Below are 15009 nucleotides of genomic sequence, written 5' to 3'. Positions count from 1 at the left end.
GGTTGCGGGCGCGTATCTCCTGTCGAAGCCGAGGAAAGGGGCACGGCTATGTTTTGCGATTCATGCGGGGAAGCGTTGCAGGCGGGGCAGGGCTACTGCAAGCGCTGCGGCAAGCAGGTGATCGGGCCGGTGGTGGCGGGCAGCGGGCGGGTGGCGCGGCACACGCACCTGCTGGGGATTTTGTGGATCGCGTATTCCGCAATTTCTCTGTTGGGCGGGGTAATTCTGATGGTCGTTTCGCACACCATATTCGGGCCGCTCGGGTTGCCTTCCATGCCGGGAGGGCCGCCCATGTTTATCCGGCCTCTGCTGTCGGCCATCGCGATCGTGCTGTTGTGTAAAGCGGCGGTGGGGATCGCGGCCGGTCTCGGCCTGCTCCAGCGTCAGGATTGGGGGCGCATCCTGGCGATCGTGCTGGGGGTCATTTCGCTGATCAATATTCCATTCGGCACTGCACTGGGGGTTTACACGCTGTGGGTGCTCGTGTCGCCGGGCGCGGACCAGGAATACCAGGCGCTGGTGCGCAGCGCGGGAGCATAAATACAGTTTCAGTTTCGAGTTTCCGTGCAGCGAGGCCGGAGGAATCAGTCCGAGGAGAGCGCCGAAGCCTGTTGCGCGCGGCGCGCCTGGATTTCAATGTACACATTGATGAGCGACACCGCCGCCGGGGTGACGCCCGGAATGCGACTGGCCTGGCCGATGGTGCGCGGGCGAACGCGCTGCAGCTTTTCCTTCATCTCGCGGGAGAGGCCGCTGACCGAGGCGTAGTCAAACCAATCGGGGATAGTGCGCTGTTCGGCCTTCTTCAAGCGCTCGATCGCCTTCTGCTGCTGGCTGAGGTAGCCGGCGTACTTGATTTCGGTTTCGACCGACCTCAATTCGTTGCCGATTTCGGCGGAAAGAGCGTTCGGGTTGCGTGGTATGGGTTGCAGACGGAACGCGGGGATTTGACGCACGAGCAGGCAATCGTCAGCGTCGTCCCTGCGGGACTCGAGATTGAGATGATCGCCTGACTCAGCACTTCCGCGCTGGGCGACCAGCGGACCGCCCCTACGGGGCTCGAAGAAATCAGGCAAAAGTCCGCGCAAAACTTCAGTCAGCTTTTCGATCGTGATCTCGGGCCGCTTGAGCAATTGCGCGAGAGGGGCGCCGAGATTCGCGGTCAGGTCAGGCAACGCAAGGTCCCTCGACTCGGGCGTGCACCCTCGCTCGGGATGACAGCCGCTTAATTCATTGTCTGTATCTTCAAGCACTTCGGCCATCAACCGCCGACTGCCGACCATCGACCGCTGGCCATCGACCATCGGCTTCTCAATCCCCTCCAGCATTTCACCGCTGAGCTTGGTTTTCTCCAGCACTTCCTTCAGCGCCGTCATGCGCTCCTGTTTGGCGAGATAGGCGGACCAAGCCTGGTCGGAGATCAATCCGACGCGGCGGCCGTAAGGCGTGAGGCGGCGGTCGGCGTTGTCAATGCGCAGGTGCAGGCGAAACTCGGCGCGCGAGGTGAACATGCGATAGGGCTCGTTGGTGCCCTTGCTGATGAGGTCATCAATCAGGATCGCCGTATACGCTTCGGTGCGGTCGAGGATGAGCGGCGGCCCGCCCTTGACGGCCAGCGCCGCATTGATCCCTGCCATGATTCCCTGGCACGCCGCTTCCTCGTAGCCGCTGGTGCCGTTGATCTGCCCGGCCAGGAAGAGGCGCGCGATCTGCTTGGTTTCCAGCGTACGCTCCAGCTCGGTCGGATCAATGGCGTCGTACTCGATGGCGTAGCCGGGGCGCAGCATGTCGGCCTGGTCGAGGCCGGGGATGGACTTCAAAATAGCGGCCTGCACTTCGTAGGGGAGCGAGGTGGACATGCCATTGACGTAGATCTCGTGCGTGTTCAGCCCCTCAGGCTCGAGGAACAACTGGTGCGTCGGCTTGTCGGAAAACTTGACGATCTTGTCCTCAATCGAAGGACAGTATCGTGGTCCGATAGATTTGATCTGGCCGGTGTACATGGGCGAGCGGTGCACGTTTTCGCGGATGACGCGGTGTGTCTCCTCGGTCGTGAACGCGATGTAGCAGGGCACCTGGCGGTCGGCGTGGGCGACGCGGCGAGTACGGAAGCTGAAAGGCGTGGGGTCGGCATCGCCAGGCTGCATCTGGAAGCGCGTCCAGTCAATGGTCCGTCCGTCGAGACGCGGGGGCGTGCCGGTCTTCAGGCGGCAGCCGCGCAGGCCGAGCTTCTTGATGTTTTCGCCGAGCAGAACGGAGGGCGGTTCGCCGCTGCGTCCGGCGGGAATCTGTTGCTCGCCGCAGTGGATGAGGCCGTTGAGAAAGGTGCCGGTGGTGATAATGACGGCTTGGGCGGCGATGGTCCGTCCATCGCGAAGGGCAATCCCGCGCACAATGCGTCGACGGTCGACTGTCGATGGTCGATGGCCGTCCTCGTCGACCATCAAATCGGCCACTTCCGCCTGTTTGATTTTCAGGTTCTCCTGTGACTCCAATACCTGGCGCATCTTCAGGCGGTACTGCTGTTTGTCGCACTGCGCGCGCGGCGACCAGACGGCCGGGCCGCGGGAGGTGTTGAGCAGGCGGAACTGGATGCCGACCGCGTCGGTGACCTCGCCCATGATGCCGCCCAGCGCGTCGACTTCGCGCACCAGGTGGCCCTTGGCAATGCCGCCCACTGCCGGGTTGCAGGACATCTGCGCGATCAGGTCGAGGTTAAGCGTGAACAGTGCGGTCTTCAAGCCCATGCGCGCGGCAGCCATGGCGGCCTCGCATCCGGCGTGCCCGGCGCCGACCACCACTACGTCGTATTGCTCACTGAACCCCACGTGGTCATTGTAAACAGTCGATGGCCGGCGGTCGATGGCCGCCGCCCGAACTCACCGAGCTTCGGGACTAAGAGTCGGCGGTTTTGGGGAGCGCGGCGCGCTACCCGCCGAGTTGTTTGAGCAGCGATTCGGACTGGCGAATCCAGCGCGTATCGGCGCGGCGGAGCGGGCCGGAAAGGGCGGCGCGCTTGTTGACGACGCGCTGCGCCCAGTCGCGCGCCTCATCGGTTTTGCCCTGCGCAGCCAGGAACTCGGCGAAGCGAAATTGCGTTTCCGACAGCGTCGAGGTGGCCAGGGCTTCGCGGAACAGCGTTTCCGCCGCTTCCGCCTTGCCGGTCTGCGCATAGCAAAACGCGAGCAGCCCCAAGGCGCGCCCGTAGTCGTGCTTGCGATTCATGGCGACGGCCTTTTCCAGGTCGGGAGTGGCTCGCGCAATGTCACTCAAGACGAGGGAACACAGCGCGCGGCCGTAGAAGGGATCGGGCAGATCGGTGCGGGAGGAGATGGCGCGGTCGAAGCACTCGCGGGCGCGCGCGTAGTTTTCGTCCTGGAGGTAGAGGTCAGCGAGTTCCTCGTAGTTGCCGGCCGACGGGTTGTCGAGCACGACCGCTTCCAGGTACTTGATTCGTTTCCTATTGGCGAGCCAGCCTGAAGAAGCGCGGCTGGCGGGGCCGGAACGCAACTCGGGCAGGACTTCGACGATGATGTATACGATCGGGCCGATTGTTGGGAGAAAGATGATGAGGAACACCCAGAGATAATTACCGCTGCCGCGCTTGAAAAAATGCACCAGAGCGAACACTGTCAGCAGCAGCGGCACTATGGCATAGATCGTCCACATCCGGCGCGACTATAGCACAGCGGATTTCGACGCCGCAGCGCGCGGCACCAGCAGTTTCACGCTTTCGCCCGACATGGTGATGGTGACGGGAAGCGTGCCGAGTAGTTCGCCGTCGGCCTCGGCGTAGATGCGAGTTTCGAGCTTCCGGTTTCTCGTTTCTAGCGGTAAACATCGGCATTCGGTGGAGGGCAGGATTTCGATGTCAGACTGCGCAGAAGGCCGATTCGTCCACACGCCCATCATGTAGCGTAGAAATGACATCCGGCTGCGCGTCTTGAACAGGACCAACTGAAAGTCGGGACGAATGAGCGCGGCGCCGGGAGCGAGCTTGTCCAACAACCCTCCAAAGGAGGTGATGCGGACAGCGAGTACTTGCGAGACCTGCTCGCGCCGCAGGTCTCCGTCCTGGTAGCGGAACTCGGCGGTGAACAGCGGGAAATCGTGCGTCAACCACTGGCGCGTGGATTCGGCGTAGTACGCGGCCATGCCCCAGCGCTGCTTGAATCCGAGCCCCAGCCGATACACCATTCGAGCGTCGGCGCCGACACCCGCGCCCACGATGCAGTAACGGCGGTCTGGAACGCCATCGAGGCGCGTGAACTCGACGCGCGGCAAAAGGGTGGACCTTGTTCCGGCTGCGGCGAGCAGTTGCGCGGCCTTAGCGGGATGGTGCGGCAGGCCGAGATCGTGCGCCAGGCCATTGCCGGTACCGAGCGGAATGACGCCGAGCGCTACCTCAGTTCCGACCACTGCGGGCAGCACTTCGTGCACGCTGCCGTCGCCGCCGCAGACGATTACTCCATCGCAGCCGCGTTCGATGGCTGCGCGCGCCTGTTCGGCGGCGCTGCCCGGCGCGCGCGTCGGCTGCAGCACCGGTTCCACACCGGCGGCCTTGAAGGCGGCGGCAGCCGCTTGCACGTCGGCGGCGCGCCGGCCGCGTCGCCGGCCGGATTCCGGGTTGTAGAGCAGCAGCGCGCGGCGCATGAAAGTAGCTGGTAGCTGGGAGATGGTAGGCGGCAACCGGCGTCGAAGGTTACCAGCTACGAGCTATCGATCGCGAAACAGCTACGGCTTCTTCGCGGCGGCCGGCGCAGCGCCGACGCGCGCGTACTCGATGGTCATGACGTGCTTCATCGGGCTGCCCTCGACGGACATCTCCATGTCCATCTTGAAGCCCTCCGGGCTGAAGCCGCTCATGGTTTCGTGGTAGCTCACCTTCTTGCCCATCATCTCGCTGTCGGTTGTGCCCGTGAGCTTGTCGCCGTCCCACTTGCTGACACCGCCGACTTCGCACATGGGCGACATGCTGTCGCACCAGACGGAGCGGTAGCCACCGGCCTTGGCGTCGTACCAGACCACGCCGTGCCCGCGGAACCTGCTGCCCATCGGGCCGCTCTTGGATTGATAGGTCTGGATAATCGAATTGCCACCCGGACCGAGCGTGAATTTTGCCTCACCAACTCCGGTGCCGCCGGTGGGCATGAACGGGCCGGGTTCGTGGGTTTCCTTGGTGGTGTAGCTGCCAACCAGCGATTTGGCCATCTTCTGGATCTCCGGCGACGGCTTCATGCTGGGCATTCCGGCAGGCTTGGCGGACTTTTTCTGTTTGTCGGCCGCGGCAGGTTTGCCCTTGTCCGGGGCGGCGGCTGGCTTCTTTTCTTGCGCAACGGCGATCAGGGAAACGGCGCAGCAGAACACTAATAGTAGGCGTGCCAATCTCATGCGGTCCTCCTGAAACGGCAAATAGGGTGCGCGGAAATATAGCGCGCAGGGACGAAAACAGCAAAGGCCATTGCCGATTGCCAATTATTGCCAATCGACAATTGTCAACTTGGGTCACGCGATCGAGGGCGCGCGCGCTCCAACCCGAAAGGCAAGGCCGGTCTTTATAATTCAGCTATGGCCGCTGCCGCCAAAAATGTGCAGAGCAAGATCGAAGCGCTGCGCGAGAAGATCCGCTACCACGAGCACCGCTACTACGTGCTCGACGCTCCCGAGATCAGCGACGCCGAATTCGACCGCCTGATCAACGAGCTGAAAAAGCTGGAGGCGGAGCACCCCGAGCTGATCACGCCCGATTCGCCGACCCAGCGCGTGGGTGGCAAGCCGCGCGAAGGCTTCGTCAAGGTGGCGCACTCCTCGCCCATGCTCTCGCTGGACAACGCCTACAGCGAGCAGGAACTGCGCGACTGGGAGCGGCGGGTCCAGGAACTGACTGGGCAGAAAAGCGTGGCGTACGTGTGCGAGCTGAAGATGGACGGGCTCTCCATGGCCTTGCGCTACGAGGGCGGCCGCTTTGTGCGCGGCATCACCCGCGGCGACGGCTCCACCGGCGAAGACGTCACCGAAAACGTGCGCACCATCCGCTCGGCGCCGCTGGTCGCCGACATCAAGAAAGCGCGTCTCCCGGCGGATTTCGAAGTCCGCGGCGAGGTCATCATGCCGCACAAGGCGTTTGAGCGCATGAACGAAGAGCGCGAGCGCCAAGGGCTTGCGAGGTTCGCCAATCCGCGCAATGCCGGAGCGGGCGCGGTGCGCGTGCTCGATCCCAACATCACGGCGCTGCGCCGCCTCGATTTCTACGCCTACTTCCTGCTGGTCAACGGGCGCGTGTACGGTAAGGAGCAATGGGAAGGCCTGGATGCCTTGAGCGCCGCCGGGTTCAAGGTCAACCCGCATCGGCGGCTGGCGAAAAACATTGACGAAGTCTGGGAGTTTGTTCGCGAGTGGGAAGAAAAACGCGAGTCGCTGCCTTACGAAATAGACGGCATTGTGGTCAAGGTGAACCGGCTGGCGTTGTGGAACGAGCTTGGTTTCACCGGCAAGGCGCCGCGCTGGGCGATCGCCTACAAATACGCGGCGCGCGCCGGGGTCACGATCATCGAAGACATCAAGGTGCAGGTTGGGCGCACGGGCAAGCTGACGCCGGTGGCGTGGCTGAAGCCGGTGCCGATCGGGGGCACCACGGTCAGCCGCGCCACGCTGCACAACCTGGATGAGATCGAGCGGCTCGGGGTGCACGTCGGCGACACGGTGCAGGTGGAACGCGGCGGCGACGTGATTCCGAAAATCGTCAAGGTAGTCGAACACGGCAAGACGGAAGAAAAATTCCACATGCCCGAGACGTGCCCGGAATGCGGTGGGCACGTGGTGCGGGTGGAGGGCGAGGCCGACCATCGCTGCGTCAACGCCAACTGTCCGGCCAAGCTGCGCGAAAGCATTTTGCATTTCGCCTCGCGCGGGGTGATGAACATCGAGGGCATGGGCGACGCGCTGGTCAATCAACTGGTGGACCGCGGGCTGGTGGGCAACGTCGCCGACATATACAGCCTCGACAAGGACAAGCTCCTCACCCTGGAACGCATGGGCGACAAGTCGGCGCAGAACGTGCTCGACGAGATCGAGGCATCGAAGAAGCTGCCCCTGGAGCGCGTGATCTACGGCCTGGGCATCCGCTTTGTCGGCGAACGGACAGCCGAATTTCTGGTGCAGCATTTTGGCTCGTTGGACGATCTAATTGAGGCAGCCACGCTGTCCGAGGAGGCCGCCGCGATTGAAAAGCTGGAACAGGTGGAGGAGGTCGGACCGCGTATCGCGGCCAGCATCCGCGAGTTCTTTATCGAACCGAAAAATCGCGAACTCGTCGAAAGACTGCGGAAGGCCGGCCTGCAATTTAAGGCCAAGAGGAAAGAGCGCGGCACCAGGCTCGCGGGCAAGACGTTCGTGCTCACCGGCACGATGGAGAAATACACTCGCGACCAGGCCAAGAAGCTGATTGAGGATGCCGGCGGCAAGGTGGTCGGATCGGTGAGTAAGAAGACTGATTACGTGGTGGCGGGCGCGGAACCGGGTTCCAAGCTGGACAAAGCACGCGAACTCGGGATAAATGTGATCAACGAGAATGGAATGGAAGAACTTCTGGGGGTGGGGTAAATGCTGCTGTTGGTGTCGATGATTCTGGCCACTCTGCCGCTGCTGGGCATCGCGGCGTTGATCTGGATGAACCCGGAACTCACGGTCGACAATCTTTTCATGTCCCTGATCCTGCTGACCATCTCGGGGATCTTCGGGATCAACGTGCTGCTGGAACTGCGCGATCGTGGCTTGCCGATTCCGTTGCCGGGGAAGAGAGCTGAGCGGGGGATGGTGGCCGTCGGCGCCGGCAGCGCCTACGTGGTGATGCCCACCGGCGAAGTGAGGGAATCGGGCGTGGTGGAGAACGTGGCCTATTACGAGTCGGGGATCGGGCGCTCGAACCGCTGCGTCGTGACCCTGCGCAACGGCGCCAGGCCGCGCCTGCTGGTGTTCAAGGGCGACGTGCGCGATCAGTTCCCGGTCGGGGGGCGCGTGAGCGTGCGCTACCGTACCAGCGACGAAGGCGCCGACCTGCTGGAGAGAAGACTGGCGTAGGGCTGGCGCGTCCAGCCGGACGCGCGCTGCGCGCGCAAAGCGAGCATTCAGACTTCGCGGCTAATCGATGGCCGCGATTTTTTTGTCCAGGTCCGAAAGAGACTGCCTGAGCATCTGCGCGTAGCGCGGGTTCTGGCTCGATGCCAGTTCGCGCGCCACCTTGGCGCGCGCCAGCTCCAGGGTCTTCTTCTCGATGATTTGCTGGACTTGATCGGCTGTGCGGGTCTTCCCAGGCTGTGCAGGAAAATCGGCTTTGGATTCAATTTGCGCTTCGACTGACTTTGACTCCCAACCTCTGGCCATAAATGCATTGTAGCGCGATTGCCCAGCGTTTTGCCCGGAAAATAAATATCGCTACACGATATTACTAGGATCCGGCATTCCGCCCTCGACCCGATGTCCGCTTGCGCTCTGCCGATGCGTCTTCCGCGTGGCCTAGAACAGCCGTTCCTGCCGCCGCAGCGTGCCGAACGTCCCCACGTTGGTCAGCGAAAGCGCGAAGCGGAACTGGTTCTCGTTGCGCACCGAGCCCAGCGCGAAGCGCCGGTATTCGAAGCTCACGCCGCAGCAGTCCCAGTTGTAGCTGGTCTGGAACGCGGAGTACTGCAGGAAACCGGAGTTGATGTCGAAGCCGACATTGGCGGCGGCGCTGACGCCGCGCTTGTTGGGATGGCCGTAGCCTACCAGCCAGCGAAACTGGTTGAACTGGCTCGGCCCCGGCGCCAGCGTAGGCACAAAAATTTCGCCCGGCACATTCAGAAAGGCGTGGCTGCCGGCGACGAAAAAATCGCCAAAGCGGTGCGAGACCAGCGTGGTGCTGGCGTTGATCAGGCCTTTTTTCGTGTCGTAATCCAGCTTCCACTCCACCTCGGTGCGGCGCCCGGGATAGGCGCGCAGGCGGGAGATGATCGGGGAAAAGCGTCGCGGGTCGGTGACAAAGGCGATGCCACTGAATTCGGCGCTGGTGGTGAACACGTTGCGGCGGCCGGGCACGAGCGCGTCATCGAAGTTGGTATCGAAGAAATACTTCTGCGCGACCTCCCAGCTCATGATTTCGCGCGACGCCGGCGGGCCCGGCTGGCAGCCCGTCACCGGGACCACCATACCCTTGCGCGGCGCCACCTCCGGCGCGGCGGGCAGCGGCACGGACGGTGCCGCCTCGTCCGTTGGTTGCTCCACCCGATTGGTGCACTCGGTGGACTTTGTGCCTTTGGCGTACAGGCGGTGAATGATGCCGTACTCGAGTTCGTTGGTGTTGCTGAGGATGTCGCGCGCGTCGAAGCGGATGATCGCCGCAAAATTGTCCACCCCGGCGACGTAGCGATAGACGACGCGCGGCTCGATGGTGTGCTTGAGGATGTGGTCCTTCACCTGTTGTTCGAAGACGCGCGAAAGCGACGGTGGCCGCAGCTCGACCGTGGTTTCCAGCGCGCGCCGGTTGAGCGCGCGGTCAATCAGCGCGCCGATACCGCTCTGCGGCACGTCGGTGGTCGCCAGCCGCTGCGTGTAGTAGGTATCGCGCAGCGCGACCTCGGGGCGGAAGCTCCATCCGGCGTGGTTCAGCGGCAGCGACAGTCGCGGCTCCACGTCCAGGCGGCCGACCAGCGGTGCGGTCACGAACTGCGGCTCGCGCCGCGACACGCCTTGCACCGCCGCGTCGTACGACCAGTAAAACCCCGAGCGCCCGATCGGGTGGTCCACGCTGCCCAGATCGAGCGACGGCGCATGCAGGATGGTTACCAAGTCGCCGCGCGTGGTGCTTTGGAAGTTCTGGTAGCGCGAGGCGGCGAGGTTGAAGAAGTAACCCTGGTACGCTTGGGAGATGAACGCGTTGGAGCGCACTTCGGAATTCACCGCCAAGGTGAAGGTCTCGGCGAAGGCCAGCCGGAAGACAAACGTGCTCAGGTAATTGATGTCGGCCACCGCGCGGAAGCCGTGCGGCAACTGGATTTCGCCGTTGGCGCGGATGTCCTCACCGCCCTGGTCCACCTTGGGCGAACCCGTGCCGCGGTCAAGCACGCCGAAATAGTTGACGTTGAAATACGAGGTGGCGCTCGGCCGAGCGCGAAACGAGCCGTGTTGTGCCCAACCGCGTTGCGAATAATATTCGGCGCCCATGGTCGCATCCAGGCTGCGGTTGATGGCCCAGTAGATCGCTTCGCCCAAGATCGTGCCCTTGCGCGACGACTGGCCGATGGTGGGGATGAGGAAACCGGTTTGGCGCCCGAGCTTGTCCACCGGATGCTGGACGTAGGGAAAATAAAAAATCGGGATACCACCCAGCCGGAAGCTGCTGTGGTACATGCGCGCTTCCTCACCCACTTCCACCGTGACCCTCTGTGCCTCGAAGGTCCACTTGGGGTGCGGCAGCTCGCACGAGGTGACCACGCCGTGGTGCACGACAAAGTGGTTGGGGCCGTCCTTCTCCACCAGCGACCCGCTGAAGAAAAACGGGTTCGACGAGGTCAGCAACACCTGCCGCCCGCGGAAGCGCGCGCCGGTGGTGCCGCGCGCCTCGTAGAATTTGCCGCTGTCGGTACGCACGTTATAGGCGCCGTGGTCGGCTTCCAGGTGCTCATCGTGCGGCCCGCCGTCGAACACGACGTGCCCCTCGGCGGCGATCTCTCCGCTGGCGGCGTCATAGGTGATCTGGTCGGCACGCAGCACGAAGCGCCGAAAACGGATTTCGACCTCACCGCGCAGGTAGTACACGTCACCCACTTTTTCCTGCTGCAGCGCCTGGATGGTGACTTCTTCGCCGGGTTCGTTGGGCCCCGCAAGATGAGAACGGCCGGTCGTTGGCCGTTGCTCGTTGGTGGCTGGCCGTGGCGAAACCGGCGCTGCTGCTTGGTCAGCGGCTAACATCCAACGACTAACCATGTCCCCCAGCGCCTCGCTGGTTACTAACTGCGGAAGCAGCAGCAGATGACAAAGCAGCAGCGCCGTGGTAAGGAATCGGGAGCGGAGTGTCATCTGCCGTCTGTCTCGCGGTGAACAGGCAAGGTAACACGCGAGCAGCCGGAAGAAAAGATTGTGTGGCGCGTGCTACACAGGATCGGGCTCCGCAGCTCTCGGCGGTTTTCAACCCGGCGATGTCGTGTCCCCTGTGCGGCGAACGGTGCACATGTTCCTACGCGGGCGCGGCTTCCTTCCTCATGATCCCGATGAATGCGACTTAAGAGAAGAGCGTTTCGCCGCCAGCCTGGATGGCGCTGAGGTGGAGGTTGCACGCCGGCGTGCGCCCGGGGGACCGCACGCCATGAGCAGCACGAGCAGGCATGGCGCCGGGTGGCGACCATGGCGGCGCCGTGTTCCACACCTGCCAAAGGGGAGCGGATGTGGGGCGCCGAGCCGGTGAGATCGGAACCGCAGGGGGGGACGTTCGGGAATGGAAGACGGGGCAATTTGGAGGCAGGAGGTGGCGTCGCGGGTAGAGAGCTACCGCGCGCGCCGGCGGCGTCCGATTCGCGAGCGATCGCTGCCGCTGGATTTCGAACGCGCCGTCAACCGCGAGATCACCAGCGGGAATCTGTCGGCCAGCCGGGAAGAGGAGTCTGAAGTCCCGAGCCTCGAGTCGCACGCAGAAACCGTCGAGAACTTTGTCCCAGAGTTGCAAACCGAGGAGCGGTACCACTTCGAGCGGCCCCAGGATTTGAAGATCATCGAGTTTCCCCGCCAGGCGATGCTGCCGGTGACGCCGCCTTCGATCGAGGAACTGGCCGAAACGATCATCGACCGGCCGCGCATCCTGGATGTTTCCGAGGAAGTGGAAACCACGGCGCCGCTGGCCGACATCAACGTGGCGCCCGAGGCGGAGCAGCGCCCGGCGATGGAATTCGAGCTTCCGCTGCAGGTTGCGCCCATGTCGCAGCGCGTCTTTGCCGGGATTGTGGACGCACTCCTCGCGCTGGTTGGGGCGGCAGTATTCGTCATCATCACGCTGAAAGCAGGCGTGCCCATGCCGCACGCCAAAATCGGCTTCCTGGTTGCCTTGGCCGCGCCTTGCTTGCTCTGGGCGATCTACGAATATATGTTCCTGGTCTACGCCGGAACGACGCCTGGCATGAAGTTGGCGCGCCTGGAGCTGGTCACCTTCGACGGCGTCCGCGCGCGCCGCCGCACCCGCCGCGGTCGTGCTCTCGCCATGGTGCTGGCAACCCTGTCGCTTGGCCTGGGCCTGGTCTGGGCGCTGCTGGATGAAGATACGCTGTGCTGGCACGACCGGATCACGCGGACGTATGTGGTAGCTGGTAGCTCGTAACTGGCAGTGGACGAGCGCCCAGTCACGACTCAAATCGTCGCCCGCCCAGCTACCAGCTACGAATTACCGGTTACCCTTCTACTTCCGGGGGCGATTTCCCTAAACCGACGATTTGATTTCTAATGCTTGCTCCACGCCCGTGGAAATCCAGTTCCGCTATGACAACGAGCGGCGCGTCGGCGCGGAAGGATACGAGGAGTTTGCGAAGCAGCGGAAGCGATGGTTGCCAGTTTGCGTGTTGTGAGTAGCAAGTTACAGAAAGCGGTAGCTCAGAACTCTTAAACCCAGCGACTGTCACGGTACATCCAACTAGCCGATTCCATGCCCGTAGCCGAGAACCCGAACCTGAAACGGCCGGCAGTGCCGGTCTTCATCGCTACCACGGTGATGCTGAGCTTCATCAGCTTCTGGCGGGTAGCGGCAGTGGTGCTGGCTGACCTTGCCTCCTCGGCGTACTACGTCGGTGGCGACGCGGAGAAGGTGATTGGCAAGAGCGCGCCCTGGTTCATCTTGGCGGTGATGCTGTTCAGCTACGCCGTGCGCGCGGTGTACATCGAGTCCAGCGCCATGTTCGTGCGTGGCGGCGTGTACCGGGTGGTCAAGCGGTCGCTGGGCGCGCCGCTGGCCAAGCTGTCGGTTTCCGCGCTTCTGTTCGACTACATCCTTACCGGCCCCATCAGCGCCGTTTCCGCCGGGCAGTATCTCGCCGGCTTCATCCAAGAGATCTCGGCCTATGCCGGGCACGCCGTCAAGTTCAACGAAGACCACTTCGCCGCCGTTTTCGCCGTGCTCGTGTGCGTGTACTTCTGGTGGAAGAACATCCAGGGCATACACGAGTCCAGCGAAAAGGCGATGCAGATCATGAAGATCACCACCGTCATGGTGGTGATCCTGATCGTGTGGTCGCTGATCACCATTGTCCTCCGCGGCGCCCACCTTCCGCCCCTGCCCTCGGTCAGCAACTTCAAGATGGACAAGGAGGCGTGGGGTTGGTTCCATGGCACCTGGGCGCAGAGCCTGACCTGGCTCATCGTCCTGGTCGGCTTCGGCCACTCCGTGCTCGCCATGAGCGGCGAGGAGACGTTGGCCCAGGTCAACCGGGAAATCGAGAGCCCGAAACTCCAGAACCTGGAACGCGCCGGGTTGGTCATTTTCCTCTATAGCCTGCTTTTCACCGGACTGGTTTCCTTCTTCGGCGAGATGATCATCCCCGACAGTGTCCGTCCCGCCTACTTCGCCAACCTGATCGGCGGCATCGCCATTTATCTGGCCGGGCCGGAATTGCCCAAGCTGATCTTCCACGGTTTCGTGGTGCTGGTGGGGGTGTTGATTCTGGCCGGTGCCCTGAATACCTCGATCGTCGGCGCCAACGGCGTGCTCAATCGTATCGCCGAAGATGGCGTCCTCACGCCCTGGTTCCAGCGGCCGCAACGACGCTACGGCACCAGCTTCCGGATTATTAACCTGATCGTCGGCCTGCAGATATTCACCATTATTGCCAGCCGCGGCAACGTCTACCTGCTGGCCGCGCTCTACGCCTTCGGCGTGATCTGGAGCTTCTCGTTCAATTCGCTGGCCGTGTTGCGCCTGCGCTATACCCAGCCGGAAAAGCGTGAGTTCAAGGTGCCCGGGAATATCCACATCGGCGACAAGGAGATTCCGCTCGGGCTGGTGATGATCGCGCTCGTGCTGTTTGCCACTGCCATCGTGAATCTGTTCACCAAGCAAGATGCCACCATCGCGGGCATCATCTTCAGCGGCGTCTTCTTCCTCGTCTTTACCTTCAGCGAGCGTTACACGCTCCGCCAGCAGCACGGCAAGCACGCCGCGCTGGAGCAATTCCGCGTCTTCGCCGATCCCGAACTCGACAACCAGCAACTCCGCGCCCGTCCCGGCAACGTGCTGGTCCCGGTGCGCGATCCCAGCCTCTACTACCTGCGCGACATCCTCCACCGCACCGAATGCACCAAGCAGGACGTGGTGGTCATGACCGCGCGCCTCTCCCCGCGCGAGCACTCCTTCAGCGGCAACCGCATGTACGAAGCCAAGGAAATTTTCGATACCTACGAGCAGGAGTTGTTCTCGCGCGTGGTGGCGGTGGCGGAAAAAGAGGGGAAACCGGTGTCGCTGCTGGTCGTGCCTGGCACCGATGTCTTCGACACCATCATGCTGACGGCGCAGCGGCTGGACTCGGCGAAGATCGTTTGCGGCCTCTCCACCAAGCTGACATCCGATGAACAGGCGAAGCTGACCGGCGATGCCTGGGAGCGCCTGCCCGCGCCCAAGCCGCGCGTCACCCTGGAGATCGTCGCCCCGGACGGCAGCCGCAAGGAGTATCTGCTCGGGCCGCACACCCCGCGCCTGCGCGATGAAGACCTCGCGCTCCTGCACAACCTTTGGCTGCGGCTCACCAACGACCCGCGCTACGCCGGTCTGCATCACTACGATGTGGTCGGGCTCGCCCTCAAGGAATTAGAGCGCGAGTTGACCGGCCCGGAGCGCGATCGCCTCACCGCGCTGCTTCAGCAGGAGCTCGACAAACGAGGCGGGGGCAGCCCGCCGAATTGAATCTCGATTTCAGGATTGAAGAGCCGGATTCTGCAAACGTAAGTCCAGCACAGGCGCCAGGCTTCAGGCTAAAGACGGATTCGCACACTGGATCAGCGGAC

Annotated in this window: 11 protein-coding genes; 5 read left to right on the top strand and 6 right to left on the bottom strand. The window is 63.1% G+C overall.

Going from position 1 to position 15009, the window contains the following annotated elements; genetic code table 11:
• Window positions 1-48 precede the first annotated feature (48 nt).
• Window positions 49-540 (top strand): hypothetical protein, encoded by a 492-nt coding sequence (locus LAN64_06860; protein ID MBZ5567556.1) that lies wholly within the window; start codon window positions 49-51, stop codon window positions 538-540.
• Between the two features lie 44 nt (window positions 541-584).
• Here LAN64_06860 and mnmG read toward each other — a convergent pair whose 3' ends face one another.
• From mnmG to LAN64_06840, 4 genes are all read right to left on the bottom strand, one after another.
• Window positions 585-2828, bottom strand: a complete 2244-nt coding sequence (gene mnmG / locus LAN64_06855; GenBank protein ID MBZ5567555.1) for a tRNA uridine-5-carboxymethylaminomethyl(34) synthesis enzyme MnmG — start codon at window positions 2826-2828, stop codon at window positions 585-587.
• Between the two features lie 100 nt (window positions 2829-2928).
• Window positions 2929-3669: a tetratricopeptide repeat protein gene (locus tag LAN64_06850; protein ID MBZ5567554.1), complete on the bottom strand. Its 741-nt coding sequence runs from the start codon at window positions 3667-3669 to the stop codon at window positions 2929-2931.
• Window positions 3670-3678: 9 nt separating this feature from the next.
• Window positions 3679-4653, bottom strand: a complete 975-nt coding sequence (locus tag LAN64_06845; protein ID MBZ5567553.1) for a hypothetical protein — start codon at window positions 4651-4653, stop codon at window positions 3679-3681.
• A gap of 81 nt (window positions 4654-4734) precedes the next feature.
• Window positions 4735-5391, bottom strand: coding sequence for a DUF1579 domain-containing protein (locus tag LAN64_06840; protein ID MBZ5567552.1), 657 nt, complete (start codon window positions 5389-5391; stop codon window positions 4735-4737).
• 177 nt (window positions 5392-5568) lie between these two features.
• Here LAN64_06840 and ligA point away from each other — a divergent pair, with 177 nt between their 5' ends.
• Both ligA and LAN64_06830 read left to right on the top strand, forming a co-directional pair.
• Window positions 5569-7602, top strand: a complete 2034-nt coding sequence (ligA, locus tag LAN64_06835; GenBank protein ID MBZ5567551.1) for an NAD-dependent DNA ligase LigA — start codon at window positions 5569-5571, stop codon at window positions 7600-7602.
• Complete coding sequence (locus LAN64_06830) at window positions 7603-8079, top strand: hypothetical protein (GenBank protein MBZ5567550.1); 477 nt, start codon at window positions 7603-7605, stop codon at window positions 8077-8079.
• A gap of 60 nt (window positions 8080-8139) precedes the next feature.
• Here LAN64_06830 and LAN64_06825 read toward each other — a convergent pair whose 3' ends face one another.
• The gene (locus tag LAN64_06825) at window positions 8140-8382 is read right to left on the bottom strand and encodes a hypothetical protein (protein ID MBZ5567549.1); all 243 of its coding nucleotides are present in this window, start codon (window positions 8380-8382) and stop codon (window positions 8140-8142) included.
• A gap of 132 nt (window positions 8383-8514) precedes the next feature.
• The gene (lptD, locus tag LAN64_06820; GenBank protein ID MBZ5567548.1) at window positions 8515-11052 is read right to left on the bottom strand and encodes an LPS assembly protein LptD; all 2538 of its coding nucleotides are present in this window, start codon (window positions 11050-11052) and stop codon (window positions 8515-8517) included.
• 415 nt (window positions 11053-11467) lie between these two features.
• Here lptD and LAN64_06815 point away from each other — a divergent pair, with 415 nt between their 5' ends.
• Window positions 11468-12340, top strand: coding sequence for an RDD family protein (locus tag LAN64_06815; protein MBZ5567547.1), 873 nt, complete (start codon window positions 11468-11470; stop codon window positions 12338-12340).
• A gap of 321 nt (window positions 12341-12661) precedes the next feature.
• Window positions 12662-14908, top strand: coding sequence for an APC family permease (locus tag LAN64_06810; GenBank protein ID MBZ5567546.1), 2247 nt, complete (start codon window positions 12662-12664; stop codon window positions 14906-14908).
• The last annotated feature ends 101 nt before the right edge of the window (window positions 14909-15009 follow it).

The sequence above is a fragment of the Terriglobia bacterium genome (genome assembly GCA_020073185.1).
Classification (GTDB): domain Bacteria; phylum Acidobacteriota; class Terriglobia; order Terriglobales; family Acidobacteriaceae; genus JAIQGF01.
Note: the sequence above shows the minus strand (reverse complement) of the source record. Positions and strands in the feature narration are given on the sequence as shown.